We start from the raw sequence: 16014 nt of genomic DNA, 5'->3' as shown, positions 1-16014 counted from the left end.
CGTCCGGCCCTGTTTCACAGTGACGCTGAGGCGAGCGGGTCCCGGGCCGGCGCGACGAGGTCGGGGCAATCCTCCTCGCCGGCGCGGCGGGGCAGGCGGCGCCAATCCGCCGGGGCGCGGGCGCCGAGGCTGCGCAGGAACCGCTTCGAGGCGGCGAGCGGCAGGCCGTCGTTCTTGGCGCGCCGCTCGATCCGCGCCAGGGCGTTCATCGCGGGCCCGAGAACCGTGAACTCGGCCCGCCGGCCGTCGTCGAACACCCCGACCAGCACCTCGCCGGCATGCAGCGCCACCGTCACCGCCAGGGCCGGCAGCCCGCGGGTCACCCGCTCGCCGTTCGCCGCCTCCATCCGCCGGCTGATCTCGTCGGCGCAGGCGAGGGCGGCGGCGGCCTGCTCCGCGGCGCTCCCGTCGAGGAACTGCGCCAGCACGCCGTCGCCGACGTACTTGTCGACGAGGCCGCCGTGCCGGTCGACGGTGTCGTGGACGAGGGCGCGCACCGCGAGCAGCCAGCCGACCACCTCCGACTCGCCCCAGACCCGGGTCAGGGCCGAGAAGCCGCGGATGTCGAGGGCGAGCAGGCAGGCGTGGCGCGAGCGCAGGGGCGCCACGCCGTCGCCGCGCACGAGGTCGACGCCCGCCGGCACGAATCGGGCCAGCGCCGAGCGCTCGTGCTCCAGCCGCAGCGCCTCGCGCAGGGCGAAGCGCAGCCGCAGGGTCCCGTCGATGACGAACAGGCTCATCGCCACGAAGGTGAGCAGCCCGAACGCCTGATGCGCGATCGTCTCGGAGGTGATCGCGCCGATCTCGGGATCGGCGAGCCCGACCACCAGCATCACCGCCCAGAACCCGGCGACGAGGACCGAGAACAGGATCGTGTGCATGACCCGCAGGGTCAGGCCGGTCTGGAGCAGCAGCAGGAAGGCGGGGAGCCGGCTCACCACGTCGCCGGGCGCCGAGGCGCCGACCGAGCCGGCCAGCATGTGCTCGATCACGACGTAGATCGCCAGGGCGGCGTCGAGCACGGTCGAGATCCACGAGGTCGCCTCGGCCGGACGCCGCAGCGAGACCAGCCCGAGCCACAGCGAGCTGAGGGCGTAGCCGCCGAGGATCATCCAGTGGCTGGCCGCGTGCAGCGAGCCGTCGTGGACCTGCGCCGCGGTCAGCAGGACCAGGAACACCACGAGCCGCATCGCCAGCGCCCGCGGCCCCGAGGCGAGCTGCGCGATCAGCGCGGCCGGGACCTGGCCGCCGGCGAGCCGGCGGGCCGCCGGCGGGGCGGGGGAGGGCGGGGGCGTCATGGGGCGAGGGCGGCTCTGGCCTGAGGGGCGGGCCGCGCCTCTTCGCACGGGCCCGGCCGGGCATCCACCCCAGCCGGGGGCGCAGCAGGGCGATCGCTTCAGCGATTGTCCTGCGGTCGCCCGCAGGGCGACGCTCCATGGCGGGCGCGAAAAGCGCCCTGCGGAGCGGGTTCGAGGGGACGAATGTCCCCTCGAACGCGTAAGCGGAGCGAGAGCCAAGTGAGCGGATGCGAACGCCGGCGCCTGAGGCCAGGCAGGAAACAAGGGCCATCGCTCAGAAGCGATGGCCCTGGGGCGTCGCGTCAGCCGTTGCGGAAGGCGTAGCCGTATCCGTTGAGGGCGGGGGCGCCGCCGAGATGGGCGTAGAGCACCCGCGACCCGGCCGGGAAATAGTCCTTCTGGACGAGGTCGATCATTCCCTGCATCGATTTGCCCTCGTAGACCGGGTCGGTGATCATGCCCTCCAGCCGGGCGCACAGCCGGATCGCCTCCTTGGTCTCCTCGGACGGCACGCCGTAGATCGGGTAGGCGTAGTCCTCGATCAGCACGACGTCGTCGGCCGACAACTCGCGGCCGAGCTCGACCAGGGTGGCGGTGTTGCGGGCGATGTCGAGCACCTGCGCCTTGGTCTGGGCCGGGGTCGCCGAGGCGTCGATGCCGAGCACCCGGCGCTCGCGGCCGTCCTTGGCGAAGCCGACCAGCATGCCGGCATGGGTCGAGCCGGTGACGGTGCAGACCACGACGTAGTCGAACCGGAAGCCGAGCTGCGCCTCCTGCGCCCGCACCTCCTCGGCGAAGCCGACATAGCCGAGGCCGCCGTACTTGTGCACCGAGGCGCCGGCCGGGATGGCGTAGGGCTTGCCGCCCTTGGCCTTCACGTCGTCGATCGCCTCCTGCCAGCTCTCGCGGATGCCGATGTCGAAGCCGCGGTCGACGAGCTGCACGTCGGCGCCCATGATGCGGCTGAGCATGATGTTGCCGACCCGGTCGTAGACCGCGTCCTCGTGCGGGACCCAGGATTCCTGCACCAGCCGGCATTTCATGCCGATCTTCGCCGCCACCGCGGCGACCATCCGGGTGTGGTTGGATTGGACGCCGCCGATGGTGACGAGCGTGTCGGCGTTCGACGCGATCGCGTCCGGCACGATGTATTCGAGCTTGCGCAGCTTGTTGCCGCCGAAGGCGAGGCCCGAGTTGCAGTCCTCGCGCTTGGCGTAGATCTCGACCTTGCCGCCGAGATGGGCGCCGAGCCGCTCCAGCTTCTCGATCGGCGTCGGGCCGAAGGTGAGGGGATAGCGCTCGAATTTGTCCAGCATGGCGGCTCGCGTCCTGGCGGTGATGACGGGCTCAAGCTAGCATCGCTCTACTGGAAGGTGCTTTCTAAGTGGCGCAGCCGTGCGGAGAATGCCGCGCGCCGGTGCCGGTTCTGCGGAAGATCGATGCAGCCATGAGTGATTCGGTGAAAGATCCTTCCACTGCCCTGGACCGGATCGACCTCAAGCTCCTGCGCCTGCTCCAGGCCGAGGGGCGGCTCAGCAACGCCGAGCTGGCGCAGCGGGTGAACGTCAGCCCGGCCACCTGCCACCGGCGCACCCAGCGGCTGATGCGGGAGGGGTTCATCCGCGGCGTGCGGGCGATGGTGGCGCCGGGGGCGGTCGACCGCGGCGCGCTGGTGATGGTCGGGGTCGTCCTCGACCGCTCGACGCCGGAGAGCTTCGGCACGTTCGAGCGGGCGGTGGCCGGGCTGAGCTTCGTGCTCGACTGCCACCTCGTCGCCGGCGACTTCGACTACTTCCTCAAGATCCGGGTCGGCGACATGGCCGACTTCAACCGCATCCACGGCGAGCAGCTCATCGCGCTGCCGGGCGTGCGCCAGACCCGCACCTTCTTCGTGATGAAGGAGGTGGTCGACAACGCGCCGCTGGATTTCTGAGCGCCATTCCGGTGCCCGGGGCGGCGCGCCCGACGGTCTGCGACCGGTCGCCGGGGATCGTTACATCGCGAGGTCTCGGCCGGTCACCCGAAACGCCGTCCCACGCCGTCGTGCGGGGGGTGGGGCCGCCGCGCACGGCCAGCCGGACCCGCCCGAAACGGCGACGGCCGCCGTCCCGGAAGGAACGGCGGCCGCACGGATACGAGGCACGGCGCTGATCGCCGATGGCGCCAGAGCATTCCGACGAGGCGGATACCGCTGCCCGGACCGGGACCGGAGCAGCGGGCGCCCGACGGTCCGATCAGAGGCCGTTGAACTTGTAGCTGAAGCCGGCGCGGACGAGGTTGCCCTCGGTCTCGAAGCGCGAGGTGTAGGAGCCGCGCGGGCTCGGGCCCGCCGCCGCCACGAGGCCGGTGTTGTTGACGAGCACGTTGCGGCGGCCGAGGTCGTAGTGGAGGTACTCGGCCTTGATCGTCACCGCGGCGGTCTGGATGCCGACGAGGCTCAGCACGTTGAAGCGGCTGAAGAAGCTGTCGGCCGGGAGGGCGTACTCGATGCCGCCGCCATAGGCGTAGCCGGTCTCGATGTCGCTGTAGCGGCCGGTATAGGCCAGCACGTTGGCCTGGTTGTAGAAGTTCGCCCGGTAGTCGACGCTGCCGTAGGCGAAGCCGCCCATGCCGTAGACGAACAGGCGGTCGAAGGCGTAGCCGGCGCGGCCGACGACGGTGCCGAGCCAGTCGAGGCTCTGGCGGTAGCCGCTCGGATCCTGGAGGCCGTTGGCCTGGACCGGGCCGAGATAGGAGATCGCCTTGGTGATGTCGGTCCAGGCCCAGTCGGCCTGGAGGCCGACGACGAAGCCGGAGCCGGGCGTGAACTGGTAGTTGTAGCCGATGCCGCCGCCGACATTGGCGAAGCCGTCCTGCACGCTGCTGACGACCGGGGCCCGGCGCAGGGTGCGGACGTTGCCGATCGTGTCGGTCGGCGTCACGTCGTTGCCGCGGGTGACGATCCGCTGGCGGTCGGTGAACACGTAGTCGGTGTGCAGGCCGGCGTAAAAGCCGGTCCAGGAGAACACCGGGACCGGCGTGAACACCGGCGGCACCGGCTCCATCCGCCGGGGCAGGTCGGCGGCCTGGGCGGCGCCGGAGAGAAGCGCCGCGGCCGCGCCGGCGAGGAGAACCTTGTTGCTCACTGTGTGACCCACCTGTGCCTCGTGTATGCGCACAGTGTAGCTTGGGCGGGGCCGTTCGCTATGCCTTTCGGGCAACACCGGGGAATGGAGCCGCCCGAGCGCGCGATTTTTCGCCGAGGGCCACAACGTATTATCGCGTCAAAGAAAAATTCATACGTCGGCGGAACTTTTCCGGGGCCGGGACTGGAACTGGTCTGGACTGTCCATCGCGGCGCGGTGCCGACCGACACCGGTTCAGGGATCCGAGCGCCAGCTGAGATAACCGCTCTGGCGCAGATACGCGGTCAGGATGGTGCAGATCGCCTCGCCGCGGGTGAGCTGCTCGATCGCAGCGAACTCGGTCAGGGCGGCGGCGACGGCGTCGGGGATGCGGAATGCCTCCTCCTGCACCTCGGTCTCGGGTGCCGGTCCGGCACCGGACGGCGCTCCGGCGCCGGGCGGCGTCGCGGGTTCGGTCATGCTGGGGCTCCTGGACCTGCGGGACTCTCGACCTGCCGGGATCACGCGGCCGGGCCCGGCAAGGTTCCGTCGTCCCAGGCAGGGAACGGGCCGCGCCCGGGAAACCCGTCCCGGATCCTGGATCCGGGACGTGTCTCCAGGTTCGGGTGCCGCATCGGCCCGAGAGCCGGTTCTCACCTTTCGGTGCTCTAGGCCGCGGGCGTCTCCCCCGACAGCACCACGCCCATCGCGCCCGCATCGATGTTGCCGCCCGACAGGACCAGCCCGACGGTGCGGCCGGCCATCGCGTCGCGCTCCTGCATCAGCGCCGCGAGCCCGGCGGCGCCGGAGCCCTCCGCGAGGTTGTGGGTGGCCCGGTAGAGCAGGCGGATCGCGTCTGCGATCCCGTCCTCGCCGACCGCCACGATGCGCTCGGCGCCCGGCCCGTAGATCGCGAGCGCCTCCGCCACCGGGACCCGCACCGCCATGCCGTCGGCGAAGGTCTGGGCGCTCGGCGTCTCGATCACCCGGCCGGCCCGGGCGGAGAGCAGCGCGCCCTGCGCCCCGGCCGCGACCACGCCGACGATCCGGGTGTCCAGGCCGAGGGCGTCGCGGGCCGCGATGACGCCGCAGATCCCCGAGCCGCAGCCGATCGGCACGTAGACGGTGTCGAGGTCGGGCTTGGCGCGGAACATCTCGACCGCGTAGGTCGCGACCCCGCGCACCAGCTCGCGGTGGAACGGTGGGACCGGAAACAGGTCCTCCTCGGCGGCGACCCGCATCGCCTGGGTGCGGGCCTCGTCGAAGTCGCGGCCGAACTCGCGCAGGTCGGCGCCGTAGGCGCGCATCGCCGCGTTCTTCTCCGGCGAGTTGCCGTGCGGCACGTAGATCACCGCCCGCAACCCGGCCGCGGTGGCGGCGCGGGCTTGGCTCTGGCCGTGGTTGCCCCGCGTCGCCGTGATGATGCCGCGGCAATCGGGGTGCGTCCGGCGCAGCCAGTCGACGAGGGTGAGCCCGCCGCGGACCTTGAAGGCGCCGGTCGGGGCGTGGTTCTCGTGCTTGATCCACACCCGGGCTCCGGTCGGCGCGTCGAGCTGCGGCCAGTGGTGCAGCGGCGTCGCCGGCATCCGCGCCTGAACGAAAGCGGTGGCCTCGGCCAGTTCGGCCGCGGTGAAGAGGGTCATCGGCGGTCTTGCCTCCCGTCGGGGTGCCCGCCCTATCGCGGCTTCGGGTCGGCCGGATTGGACGATCCTGCGGCTCGAAAGCCGGCCGGTCCGCGGGCTATCATCCCCCGGGACAGTTCACGGAGGCGGCATGCCAGGGCGCGACCGCATGCGGCTGTGGCGGGATCCGAGCCTGCCGGCGGGCCTCGACCTGCTGCGGGCCTCGTGCTTCGACCACAGTTACCCGCTGCATTCGCACGACGAGTTCGTCGTGGCGGTGTTCTCGCGCGGGGCGCAGCGGCACCGGGTGGCGCGGCACCGCGGTGTCGCCTCGGCCGGGATGCTCCTCGTCATCCCGCCCGGCGAGGTCCATGCCGGCGAGGCCGCGGAACCCGATCGCGGCTGGGATTACTGCGCGTTCTATCCCCCGCCCGGCTTCCTCGCGGACCTCGCCGACGACCGGCTCGGCGGGGCCGGCGGCCTCGACTTCGGCGCCCAGCTCCTGCGCCACGACGCCGCGATGAGCCGGGTGCTGCTGCGCGCCCACGCGGTCCTCGAACGCAGCCGCGACCCGCTCGAGAAGCACTGCGCCCTCGCCGGGGCGCTGGGCGCCCTCGTGGCCCGCTACGGCGAGCGCACCCGCGGCGGCGCCCCGCCGTCGTCCCGGGCGCCGATCGGGGACGCGATCGCGTTCCTGGAGGCGCATCATCACCGGCCGGTCCGGGTCGGCGAGGTCGCCGCCGCGGCCGGGCTGAGCGAGTTCCACCTCATGCGGGTGTTTCGCGCCGCCACCGGCCTGTCGGTCCATCATTACCTGACCCAGATCCGCCTGCGCCGGGCCAAGGACCTGCTCGCCCGCGGCGTCGGCGCCGCCGAGACCGCGGTCGCGGCGGGCTTCTTCGACCAGAGCCACCTCATCAACCGCTTCCGAGCCGCGTTCGGGGTGACCCCGGGCCGGTTCGCGGCGGATTCGCTGTCCTACAGCACGCCCTCCGGCGCCAGGATGCAGGCGGGGCCGCCGGCCAGTTCGACCTGAAGCGTGACGTGGCCGATGCCGAAGCGCTGGCGCAGCAGCGCCGCGCACTCGTTGAGGAAGGCGTTGCCGGGATGGCCGCCCGGCATCACCAGATGGGCGGTCAGCGCCGTCTCGGTGGTGCTCATCGGCCAGACGTGGAGGTCGTGGATCTCGGCGACGCCGGGGCGCTCGGCGAGGCAGCGGCGCACCGCGTCGGGGTCGATGCCGGGCGGCACCGCGGCGAGCGACATCGCGACGCTGTCGCGCAGCAGCCCCCAGGTGCTCGCCACGATGATGCCGGCGATGACGAGGCTCACGATCGGGTCGATCCAGGTCCAGCCGGTGGCGAGGATGACGAGGCCGGCCACGACGACGCCAGCCGAGACCGCCGCGTCGGCGACCATGTGCAGGTAGGCGCCGCGCACGTTGAGGTCGCCGCGCCGGCCGGAGGCGAACAGCAGGGCGGTGCCGCCGTTGACCGCGATGCCGACCAGGGCGACGATCGTCACGGTCAGCCCGGCGACCGGCTGCGGCGTGCCGATGCGCTGCACCGCCTCCCACGCGATGGCGCCGACGCCGACGAGCAGGAACACCGCGTTGAACAGGGCGGCAAGGATCGACGAGCCGCGCAGGCCGTAGGTGTAGCGCGCGGTCGGCGCCCGGCGGGCGAGGGTCGCGGCGATCCACGCGACGACGAGGCCGAGCACGTCGGACAGGTTGTGGCCGGCATCGGCGAGGAGCGCGACCGAATCGCTGGCGAAGCCGTAGCCCGCCTCGATCACCACGAAGGCGAGGTTGAGCGCGATGCCGATCGCGAAGGCGCGGCCGAAATCCGCCGGGGCGTGGACGTGGCCGCCCGGACCGTGGCCGTGGCCGGCATGGCCGTGGTCGCCATGGTCGTGTCCGTGATGGTCGTGATCGTGTCCCATCGGCTGCTGTCCCGGTCGCCTGTGCGGTCGAGGTCTATCGCCCCCGCCCGACGAACGCGAGACGGCGTCGCGGCGTCGCAACGGGTCGGACCGACCCGGTCGCCCGCGTTCAAGCCCTTCGGCCGGGCCCTACGAAGGGATGCCCGCGGGCTACCACACTGCCTGCCGAACTCCGTTGGTCCTTCCAGCGAAAAAGTGTTGCGCCGCCTCTAGACGACCGGTCTAATTCATTCTATCTCGCTGTCATGGCACGCGTCACCGCACAGACCGATACCCGCCAGGGGATCCTCGACACCGCCTACGGCCTCGTCGGCGCGCGGGGATTCTCGGGGGTCGGGCTCAACGAGATCCTGACCTCCGCCGGCGTGCCGAAGGGCTCGTTCTATCACTACTTCAGCTCCAAGGAGGCTTTCGGCGAAGCCCTCCTGGCGGACTACTTCGAAACCTACCTCGCTGCCCTCGACACGACGCTCGCCGAGCCGGGGCTGACCCATGCAGAGCGCCTGATGAACTACTGGCGCAAGTGGCAGGCCACGCAGGGGAGCATCGACTACCAGCGCAAGTGCCTCGCGGTGAAGCTTGCGGCGGAAGTCTCGGACCTGTCCGAGGCGATGCGCCTCGCCCTCAAGAGGGGCACCGCCGCGATCATCGAACGGCTGTCGCATTCCGTCGCGGCAGGTGTGGCGGAAGGCTCGCTCACGGTGGAGAGCGATCCGCAGACGGCCGCCGAGGACCTGTACCACGTCTGGCTCGGTGCGAGCCTGATGGCCAAGATCGTCCGGGCCGACGGACCGTTCGAGGCTGCCATAGGGACCACCCGTCGCATCCTCGGCCTTCCATCGCCCTGACCATCCCGTTCCAGGCTTGCCGGAACGGCCTCTCTTCACGCTTCGATCCAAGACGACCGGTCTACTCACGACAGGAGATGACGACGATGAAGATCCTGATGGTGCCGACCGCGCCCGACCGCCCCGGCGGCACCGGCCGGGACCCGGCTTCCTCCGGCCCCGCCGCAAAGAGTCCCGTCGCGCGTCTCGCCAGCCGCTGAGGACGCGGGCGCCGCCCGGGCGGCACCCGCACCGGCCCACCGCACGATCGTCTCCCGGCTCGACCGGGGCGATCCGCCCGCATCACGACCTCGAGGATCCCAGCTCATGACCACCGATATCGTCTTCTCGGACGCGACCCGTCTCGCCGACTTGATCCGCACCCGTCAGGTCTCGCCGGTCGAGGTCGTGCAGGCACACCTCGACCGCATCGAGGCGGTCGACCCGAAAGTCAACGCCATCGTCACGGTCGCGCAGGACGCGCTCGCCGCGGCGAAGGACGCAGAGGCCGCGGTCATGGCGGGCGGGGAACTCGGACCGCTTCACGGCGTGCCGTTCACCGTGAAGGACTCCATCGACACCGCGGGCGTTCTCACCCAGCGCGGCTCACCCATCTTCAAGGGCCGCACGCCCGACACGGACGCGACCAGCGTCGCCCGCATGAAGAAGGCCGGCGGTATCCTGCTCGCCAAGACGAACCTTCCCGAGTTCTCCTACTGGATCGAGAGCGACAACCTGCTCTCCGGCCGCTCGAACAACCCTTGGAACCTCGAGCGCACGCCGGGCGGGTCGAGCGGCGGCGAGTCGGCCGCCATCGCGGCGGGCATGTCGCCGCTGGGGCTGGGCACCGATCTCGCCATCTCGGTGCGCGGTCCGGCCGCCCAGACCGGCATCGTCTCGCTGAAGGCGACCCACGGGCGCGTGCCGATGACCGGCATCTGGCCGCGGGCCCCGCGCCGCTTCTGGCACGTCGGCCCGATGGCGCGCTCGATCCGCGACCTCGCGCTCGCCTTCTCGCAACTCGCCGGCCCCGACGGACAGGATGCCTTCGCGACCAGCACCGTTCCGTTCGACGCCGGCATCGGCGCTGCGCCGGACCGCAGGCTCCGCGTCGGCTGGATGGTCGGACCGGGCTTCGGCCCATCGACACCGAGGTTGCGGCGACCGTGCAGGCCGCAGCCGAGGCCTTCAAGGGCGAGGGCCATCACGTGGATGAGGTTCGCATCCCGGCGCTGGAGCGCGACTTCGCCCTCGACGTGTTCAACAAGCTCCACGTCATGGAGATGAAGCCGGCCTTCCGCGAGGCGACAGCCGGACACGAGGACCAGATGTACAGGATGGCCAAGACGATGCTGTCGCTGCCGGACACCTCGATGAAGGATTACGTGGCGGCCGAGCAGGCGGCGGAACGGCTTCGGGACGGCTATGCGGCCTACTTCCGGGACTACGACGTGCTCCTGACCCCCGTGCTGCCGGTCCCGGCACACAAGCACGGCATCAGGGAACTCGTCGTCAACGGCGAGACCGTCGACCTGACCTACCTCCAGGGCGCGACGGTGCCGCTCAACGTGACGGGCCTGCCGGGCCTGTCGATGCGGTTCGGGACCAGCCGCGAGGGGCTGCCGATCAACGTGCAACTGGTGGGCCGCTGGCAGGCGGAGAGCACGATCCTCCGCGCCGCTTCAGTGCTGGAGACACTGAGCCCGGTCCGCGACCTTCATCCGAGCCTCTGATCGTCTCATGGACGACCCGGAAGCTGGCCTGTCCAGGGCCTGCCGTTGGTCGGGTTTCGATCCGAGACCGACCGGGACGTCAGACCGACCCGGTCGTCAGACCGACCCGATGGTCCTGAGCCGGGCGCGGGGGTGGATCTCGGCCTGGCTCATCACCGGCGTCTCGCGGCGGAAGCGCTCGATGATCGAGCGCACGAAGGGCCGGGCCTGGACCGAGGTGACGAGCACCGGCATCTCGCCCATCCGGGCGGCGTCCTCGAAGCGGTCGCGCACGGTGGTGACGAACTCGGACAGGCGCGAGGGCTGCATCGCGAGGTGGCGCTCGTCGCCCTGGCCGACGATCGATTCGAGGAACGCGCTCTCCCAGGCCGGCGACAGGGTGATGATCGGCAGCACGCCGCCGGGCCCCTGGTACTGGGCGCAGATCTGGCGGCCGAGGCGCGCGCGGACGTGCTCGACGATGTCGCGCGGGTTCTTCACGTGGCCCGCCACCTCGGCGATGCCCTCGACGATGCTGCCGAGATCGCGGATCGAGACCCGCTCGGCGAGGAGGAACTGCAGCACCCGCTGGATGCCGGTGGTCGGGATCTGCGCCGGCACCACCTCCTTGAGCAGCTCGGAATGCTCCTTGGGCAGCTCCTTCAGGAGCTTCTGCACCTCGACGTGGTTGAGCAACTCGCTGACATGGGCCTTGATGACCTCGGTCAGGTGGGTCGAGACCACGGTGGCGGCGTCGACCACGGTGTAGCCGCGCAGCTGCGCCTGATCGCGCAAGGCCGCGTCGATCCAGGTCGCCGGCAGGCCGAAGGTCGGCTCCAGCATGTGCTGGCCGGGGAGCTGCACCTGCCCGCCCATCGGGTCCATCGCCATGAACTGGCCGGGGAAGATCTGGCCGGTCCCGGCCTCGATCTCCTTGACGCGGATCACGTAGGCGTTGGCGTCGAGCTGGACGTTGTCGAGGATGCGCACCGAGGGCATCACGAAGCCGAGTTCGGCGGCGAGCTGACGGCGCAGGGCCTTGATCTGGTCGGTGAGCCGGTCCTGCCCCTCCTGGCCGTTGACCAGCGCGAGCAGCGCGTAGCCCATCTCGAGCTTGAGGTCGTCGAGCTTGAGGAGGTCGGTGACGGTCTCCTCCTTGGCGGCCGCGCCCCCGGCCGCCGCCGGCGCCTCCGCGTCGGGATCGGCGGGCCTCGGCATCTTGCCGACGCGGTAGGCGAGGTAGCCGGCGCCGGCGCCGAGCGCCAGGAACGGCAGCATCGGGATGCCGGGCAGGAGCGCGATCAGCAGCATCACCGCCGCCGACATGCCGAGCGCCTTGGGGTAGTTCGCGATCTGGCGTCCGAGGGCCCGGTCGGCGGCCCCGCGCACGCCGGCCTTCGACACGAGCAGGCCGGCGGCGGTCGAGACGATCAGGGCCGGAACCTGGCTGACCAGCCCGTCGCCGACGGTGAGCAGGGTGTAGGTCCGGGCGGCGTCGCCGAAGCCCATGCCCTGCTGCGCCGTGCCGATGATGATGCCGCCCACGACGTTGATGCCCGTGATGAGCAGGGCCGCCACCGCGTCGCCGCGGACGAATTTCGAGGCGCCGTCCATGGCGCCGAAGAACGCGCTCTCCTCCTCCAGCGCCTGCCTTCGGGCCCGGGCGGCCTTCTCGTCGATGAGGCCGGCGGAGAGATCGGCGTCGATCGCCATCTGCTTGCCGGGCATCGCGTCGAGGCTGAACCGCGCCGCGACCTCGGCGATGCGGCCCGAGCCCTTGGTGATGACGACGAAGTTCACGATCAGCAGGATCGCGAACACCACGACCCCGATCAGGAAGTTGCCGCCCATCACGAAGCGGCCGAACGCCTCGATGACGTGGCCGGCCGCCGCCGTGCCCTCGTGGCCGTGCGCGAGGATCAAGCGGGTCGAGGCGAGGTTCAACGCCAGCCGCAGCATCGTGGTGATGAGCAGCACCGTCGGGAAGACCGTGAACTCGAGCGGGTTCTCGATGAACAGCCCGGTCATCAGGATCAGGACCGACAGGATGATCGAGACCGCGAGCAGCAGGTCGAGCAGCAGGGCGGGCAGCGGGAAGATCAGCACCACCAGGATGCTCATCACCGCGATCGCGAGAATCAGGTCGGTGCGGCGCAGCATGACGCCGAGGTCGCCGCGCGTCGGCAGGCTCAAGCCGCGCAGGAATCCCGGCGCCGCCCCCGTCGCTTCGCTCATTCCCCGCACGCCTCCACGCCGACCCGGCAGAATTTGCCCAGGACAGGGTTAGCGGACGGTTAACAGGGCCGGCTTTCCGACCGCCTCGCTTTCGCGGTGCAGCACAGGCCGAGCTTAGGGTCGATGTCGCTGCCCTGGAGAAGCAATGATCGTTCCAGGCGACCGCGAAATTTCCAGATAAAAAGCAGAACAATTCCGGGAACCGCTACGCTGGATCACGATCAACCGGCGGCAGTCGCCGGACAATACGTCGATCCCGCTGACGCAAGCGGAACAAACCGCATGGCTTCCCGATTGAGACGGCATCCAGCAGTCAACCCTACGAGGCGTCCATGCGCACCTCCCTCATCGCCCTCGCGGCCCTGTCGATGCTCGGCACCGGGATCGCCCAGGCCCAGACCACGGTCACCGGGGATCCGGCCCGCGACGCCAAGCCCAGCACCCGGTCGCAGGGGCAGGAAGCGGTGACCCGGCCGAACACCGACACGGTCGACCGCAACAACCCGGCCACCACCGGCGCGGTGACGAACGCCAAGCTGGAGCCCGGCGCCAACAGCTTCACCGAGGGACAGGCCCGCAGCCGCCTCGAACAGAGCGGCTTCACCGACGTCAAGGAGCTGAAGAAGGACGATCAGGGCATCTGGCGCGGGCAGGCGATGCATGCCGGCAAGTCGGTGATGGTCGGTCTCGACTTCAAGGGCAACGTCAACGCCGGCCAGTGATCGGCTGAGCCCCTCGTTCCCGTCCTTCCCGCATTCGCACAAGGAGCGCCCCATGGCGACCCGCACTCTCTCGGCCCTGTACGATTCCTACGACGACGCCGCCGCCGCGGTGCGCAAGGTGGAGGCGGCCGGCGTGCCGCATTCCGACATCAGCCTCGTCGCCCAGAACGAGGGTGACCGCTATTCCAGCCATGTCGGGACCGGGCATGTGGGCTCCGGGCATACCGGCGAGACCGCCGAGAAGGCCGGTGACGGCGCCGGCGCCGGCGCGACGATCGGGACCGTGCTCGGCGGCGGCGCCGGGCTTCTGACCGGCCTCGGCCTGCTCGCCATCCCGGGCGTCGGCCCGGTGGTCGCCGCCGGCTGGCTCGTCGCGACTGCGACCGGCGCCGGCCTCGGCGCGGCGGCGGGCGGCCTCGCCGGCTCGCTCACCGGCGCCGGCCTGAGCGAGGAGGAGGCCCACGGCTACGCCGAGGGCCTGCGCCGCGGCGGCACCCTGGTGACGGTGCGGGCCGACGACGCCCGGGCCGATCAGGTGATGGGCATCCTCAAGGAGCACGGCTCGATCGACATGGACGAGCGCGCCCGCGGCTGGCGCAGCGAGGGCTGGACCGGCCGCAGCGGCGAGACCGGGTCGCTGAGCAACCCCGCCCCGGTCGCCGGCGGCGAGGTCGGCAACACCGCGATCGGTGCCGCCGGCTCGACCACGACCGGCCTCAATACGGGCGCCGGCGGGATGCCGTTCGCGGCCGGCGCCCCGCCCGCCGCCCAGGCGATCGACCGGGCCGCCGAACGCGACCTGCCCGGCACCACCCGCGAGCGTCAGGTCGGCATCGAGGACGAACTGCCCCCGGCCCGCCGGTCGGAGAAGACCACGATCCCGCTCTGAGCGGACGATCTGAGCGACAGCGAGCCCCTGGGCTCGCGGCGGGGGCTTTCGGGCCCCCGTCTCCGTTTTCACCCGTAGGCCGCGATCGCCCGCGCCTGACCCGGCTCGGCCACCGCGATGCCGGCGCCGACATACTCGTTGAGCTTGTTGCGCAGGGTGCGAATCGAGATGCCCAAAATCTTCGCCGCGTGGGTGCGGTTGCCGAGGCAGTGGTCGAGGGTGTCGAGGATCAGGTCGCGCTCGACCTCCGCCACGGTGCGCCCGACGAGGCCGCGGGTGACCGCCTCGGCGGCCTGCGAGGCGCGGCTCGCCGGGCTCGCGGCCTCGAGCGCGTCACCCTCCGGCGACAGGATCGCGTCGGGCCCGATCTCGGCGCCGACCGCGAGCAGCACCGCCCGGTGCAGGGTGTTCTCCAGTTCGCGCACGTTGCCGCGCCACGGGCTTCCCGTCACCAGCCGGCGCGCCTCGGCCGAGAGCGGCCGGGCCGGCAGGCCGTTCAGCTCGGCGTACTTGCGGGCGAAGTGGCCGGCGAGTTCGAGGATGTCGGCCGGGCGCTCGCGCAGGGGCGGCAGGCGCAGGTGGACGACGTTGAGGCGGTAGAGCAGGTCCTCGCGGAAGGTCCCCTTGCGCACCTCCTCGGCGAGGTTGCGGTTCGAGGTCGCCAGAACCCGCAGGTCAACCTTCACCGGCTGTCCGCCGCCGACCCGGTCGATCACCCGCTCCTGGAGCGCCCGCAGGAGCTTCGCCTGCAGCCGCACGTCCATCTCGGAGATCTCGTCGAGGAGGAGCGTGCCGCCGCTCGCCTCCTCGAACCGGCCGATGCGCCGGGCGACCGCGCCGGTGAACGCCCCCTTCTCGTGGCCGAACAGCTCGGATTCGAGCAGGGCGTCGGGGATCGCCGCGCAGTTGACGCTCACGAACGGCTTGCGGGCCCGGTTGGAGCGGGCGTGGAGGTGGCGCGCCAGCACCTCCTTGCCGGTGCCGCTCTCGCCGGAGATCAGCACCGAGGCGTCGGAGCGCGCGACCTGCTCGGCGAGCCTGACCACCCGCTCCATCGCCGGGTCGCGCCAGACGAAGGCGCGGGCATCGGCCGAGACCGCCTCCAGCACCGCGGCGATCAGCTCGGGATCGGGCGGCAGCGGGATGTATTCCTTGGCGCCGGCCTGGATCGCCGCCACCGCGGCGCGGGCGTCGGTGCCGGTGCCGCAGGCGACGACGGGGGTGCGGATGCGCTCCTCGGCGAGTGCCGACACCACGCCGCCGACCGACAGCGCCACGTCCACCATCAGCAGGTCGGCGCCCTTGGCGCGCAGCACCGCGAGCCCCTGCTCGACGCTGTCGGCCTGGGTGACGGCGGCGCCCCGGCTCATGGCGATCCGGGAGGCGGTGACGAGTTCGCCGTTGAGGCGTCCGAGGATCAACAGCCGCATGGCGGGCACTCCGTGAACGTGAGGGGAGGGGCGGGAGAGGCCCCTCAGCAGGGCAATCGCTTCAGCGATTGTTCTGCGGTCGCCCGCAGGGCGACGCTCGATGGCGGGCGCGGTGCGCTTTGCGCCCGAAGAGCGCCCCGTGGAGCGAGTTCGAGGGGACGAATGTCCGCTCGAACGCGTAAGCGGAGCGAAAGCCAAGTGAGCGGACGCGAACGCCGGCGTCTGAGGCCA

14 protein-coding genes and 1 pseudogene are annotated in these 16014 nt (G+C 71.5%); 7 read left to right on the top strand and 8 right to left on the bottom strand.

Features of this window, described 5'->3' with window-relative positions:
• Positions 1-14 precede the first annotated feature (14 nt).
• Together EOE48_RS13505 and EOE48_RS13500 are read right to left on the bottom strand one after the other, a co-directional pair.
• The gene (locus tag EOE48_RS13505; RefSeq protein WP_127729862.1) at positions 15-1298 is read right to left on the bottom strand and encodes an adenylate/guanylate cyclase domain-containing protein; all 1284 of its coding nucleotides are present in this window, start codon (positions 1296-1298) and stop codon (positions 15-17) included.
• A 302-nt stretch (positions 1299-1600) separates the two neighbouring features.
• Entirely contained in the window at positions 1601-2614 is a 1014-nt protein-coding gene (locus tag EOE48_RS13500; protein WP_127729859.1) for a 1-aminocyclopropane-1-carboxylate deaminase, read from the bottom strand.
• A gap of 143 nt (positions 2615-2757) precedes the next feature.
• Between EOE48_RS13500 and EOE48_RS13495 the strand changes: the two genes are divergently transcribed.
• Positions 2758-3231 (top strand): Lrp/AsnC family transcriptional regulator, encoded by a 474-nt coding sequence (locus tag EOE48_RS13495; protein ID WP_246154319.1) that lies wholly within the window; start codon positions 2758-2760, stop codon positions 3229-3231.
• Between the two features lie 301 nt (positions 3232-3532).
• Here the strand turns inward: EOE48_RS13495 and EOE48_RS13490 are convergent, their stop codons facing one another.
• From EOE48_RS13490 to EOE48_RS13480, 3 genes are all read right to left on the bottom strand, one after another.
• Positions 3533-4423 carry an outer membrane protein gene (locus EOE48_RS13490; RefSeq protein WP_127730210.1) on the bottom strand — a complete coding sequence of 297 codons (891 nt, stop codon included), beginning with the start codon at positions 4421-4423 and terminating at the stop codon, positions 3533-3535.
• A gap of 234 nt (positions 4424-4657) precedes the next feature.
• Entirely contained in the window at positions 4658-4882 is a 225-nt protein-coding gene (locus EOE48_RS13485; RefSeq protein ID WP_127729855.1) for a hypothetical protein, read from the bottom strand.
• A gap of 188 nt (positions 4883-5070) precedes the next feature.
• The gene (locus EOE48_RS13480) at positions 5071-6045 is read right to left on the bottom strand and encodes a threonine dehydratase (RefSeq protein ID WP_127729853.1); all 975 of its coding nucleotides are present in this window, start codon (positions 6043-6045) and stop codon (positions 5071-5073) included.
• 130 nt (positions 6046-6175) lie between these two features.
• Between EOE48_RS13480 and EOE48_RS13475 the strand changes: the two genes are divergently transcribed.
• Complete coding sequence (locus EOE48_RS13475) at positions 6176-7060, top strand: helix-turn-helix transcriptional regulator (protein WP_127729850.1); 885 nt, start codon at positions 6176-6178, stop codon at positions 7058-7060.
• Here EOE48_RS13475 and EOE48_RS13470 read toward each other — a convergent pair.
• Positions 7003-7968: a cation diffusion facilitator family transporter gene (locus EOE48_RS13470; RefSeq protein ID WP_127729847.1), complete on the bottom strand. Its 966-nt coding sequence runs from the start codon at positions 7966-7968 to the stop codon at positions 7003-7005. The genes EOE48_RS13475 and EOE48_RS13470 overlap by 58 nt on opposite strands.
• Positions 7969-8213: 245 nt before the next feature.
• Between EOE48_RS13470 and EOE48_RS13465 the strand changes: the two genes are divergently transcribed.
• The 3 genes and pseudogenes from EOE48_RS13465 to EOE48_RS30365 all read left to right on the top strand — a co-directional run bounded on the left by EOE48_RS13465 (position 8214) and on the right by EOE48_RS30365 (position 10528).
• Positions 8214-8816 carry a TetR/AcrR family transcriptional regulator gene (locus tag EOE48_RS13465; protein WP_127729844.1) on the top strand — a complete coding sequence of 201 codons (603 nt, stop codon included), beginning with the start codon at positions 8214-8216 and terminating at the stop codon, positions 8814-8816.
• A 77-nt stretch (positions 8817-8893) separates the two neighbouring features.
• Positions 8894-9016 carry a hypothetical protein gene (locus EOE48_RS30235; RefSeq protein ID WP_281292763.1) on the top strand — a complete coding sequence of 41 codons (123 nt, stop codon included), beginning with the start codon at positions 8894-8896 and terminating at the stop codon, positions 9014-9016.
• Positions 9017-9122: 106 nt separating this feature from the next.
• Positions 9123-10528 (top strand): annotated as a pseudogene (locus EOE48_RS30365) (amidase).
• Positions 10529-10624: 96 nt separating this feature from the next.
• Here EOE48_RS30365 and flhA read toward each other — a convergent pair.
• Positions 10625-12742, bottom strand: a complete 2118-nt coding sequence (gene flhA, locus EOE48_RS13455; protein ID WP_127729841.1) for a flagellar biosynthesis protein FlhA — start codon at positions 12740-12742, stop codon at positions 10625-10627.
• Between the two features lie 332 nt (positions 12743-13074).
• On the opposite strand from flhA, the gene EOE48_RS13450 reads away from it, so the two are divergent.
• Together EOE48_RS13450 and EOE48_RS30220 are read left to right on the top strand one after the other, a co-directional pair.
• Complete coding sequence (locus tag EOE48_RS13450) at positions 13075-13464, top strand: hypothetical protein (RefSeq protein ID WP_127729837.1); 390 nt, start codon at positions 13075-13077, stop codon at positions 13462-13464.
• 52 nt (positions 13465-13516) lie between these two features.
• The gene (locus tag EOE48_RS30220) at positions 13517-14353 is read left to right on the top strand and encodes a hypothetical protein (RefSeq protein ID WP_127729834.1); all 837 of its coding nucleotides are present in this window, start codon (positions 13517-13519) and stop codon (positions 14351-14353) included.
• 68 nt (positions 14354-14421) lie between these two features.
• On the opposite strand, the gene flbD is transcribed toward EOE48_RS30220, so the two are convergent.
• Complete coding sequence (flbD, locus tag EOE48_RS13440) at positions 14422-15783, bottom strand: sigma-54-dependent transcriptional regulator FlbD (protein ID WP_127729830.1); 1362 nt, start codon at positions 15781-15783, stop codon at positions 14422-14424.
• Positions 15784-16014: the final 231 nt, after the last annotated feature.

The organism is Methylobacterium oryzihabitans, assembly GCF_004004555.2.
Taxonomy (GTDB): domain Bacteria; phylum Pseudomonadota; class Alphaproteobacteria; order Rhizobiales; family Beijerinckiaceae; genus Methylobacterium; species Methylobacterium oryzihabitans.
Note: the sequence above shows the minus strand (reverse complement) of the source record. Positions and strands in the feature narration are given on the sequence as shown.

Excerpts from the sequence above, each read along its gene's own strand:
- EOE48_RS13505 (WP_127729862.1), bottom strand. The coding sequence starts at position 1,298 with ATGACGCCCCCGCCCTCCCCCGCCCCGCCGGCGGCCCGCCGGCTCGCC.
- EOE48_RS13500 (WP_127729859.1), bottom strand. The coding sequence starts at position 2,614 with ATGCTGGACAAATTCGAGCGCTATCCCCTCACCTTCGGCCCGACGCCG.
- EOE48_RS13485 (WP_127729855.1), bottom strand. The coding sequence starts at position 4,882 with ATGACCGAACCCGCGACGCCGCCCGGCGCCGGAGCGCCGTCCGGTGCC.
- EOE48_RS13480 (WP_127729853.1), bottom strand. The coding sequence starts at position 6,045 with ATGACCCTCTTCACCGCGGCCGAACTGGCCGAGGCCACCGCTTTCGTT.
- EOE48_RS13475 (WP_127729850.1), top strand. The coding sequence starts at position 6,176 with ATGCCAGGGCGCGACCGCATGCGGCTGTGGCGGGATCCGAGCCTGCCG.
- EOE48_RS13470 (WP_127729847.1), bottom strand. The coding sequence starts at position 7,968 with ATGGGACACGATCACGACCATCACGGACACGACCATGGCGACCACGGC.
- EOE48_RS13465 (WP_127729844.1), top strand. The coding sequence starts at position 8,214 with ATGGCACGCGTCACCGCACAGACCGATACCCGCCAGGGGATCCTCGAC.
- EOE48_RS30235 (WP_281292763.1), top strand. The coding sequence starts at position 8,894 with ATGACGACGATGAAGATCCTGATGGTGCCGACCGCGCCCGACCGCCCC.
- flhA (WP_127729841.1), bottom strand. The coding sequence starts at position 12,742 with ATGAGCGAAGCGACGGGGGCGGCGCCGGGATTCCTGCGCGGCTTGAGC.
- EOE48_RS13450 (WP_127729837.1), top strand. The coding sequence starts at position 13,075 with ATGCGCACCTCCCTCATCGCCCTCGCGGCCCTGTCGATGCTCGGCACC.
- EOE48_RS30220 (WP_127729834.1), top strand. The coding sequence starts at position 13,517 with ATGGCGACCCGCACTCTCTCGGCCCTGTACGATTCCTACGACGACGCC.
- flbD (WP_127729830.1), bottom strand. The coding sequence starts at position 15,783 with ATGCGGCTGTTGATCCTCGGACGCCTCAACGGCGAACTCGTCACCGCC.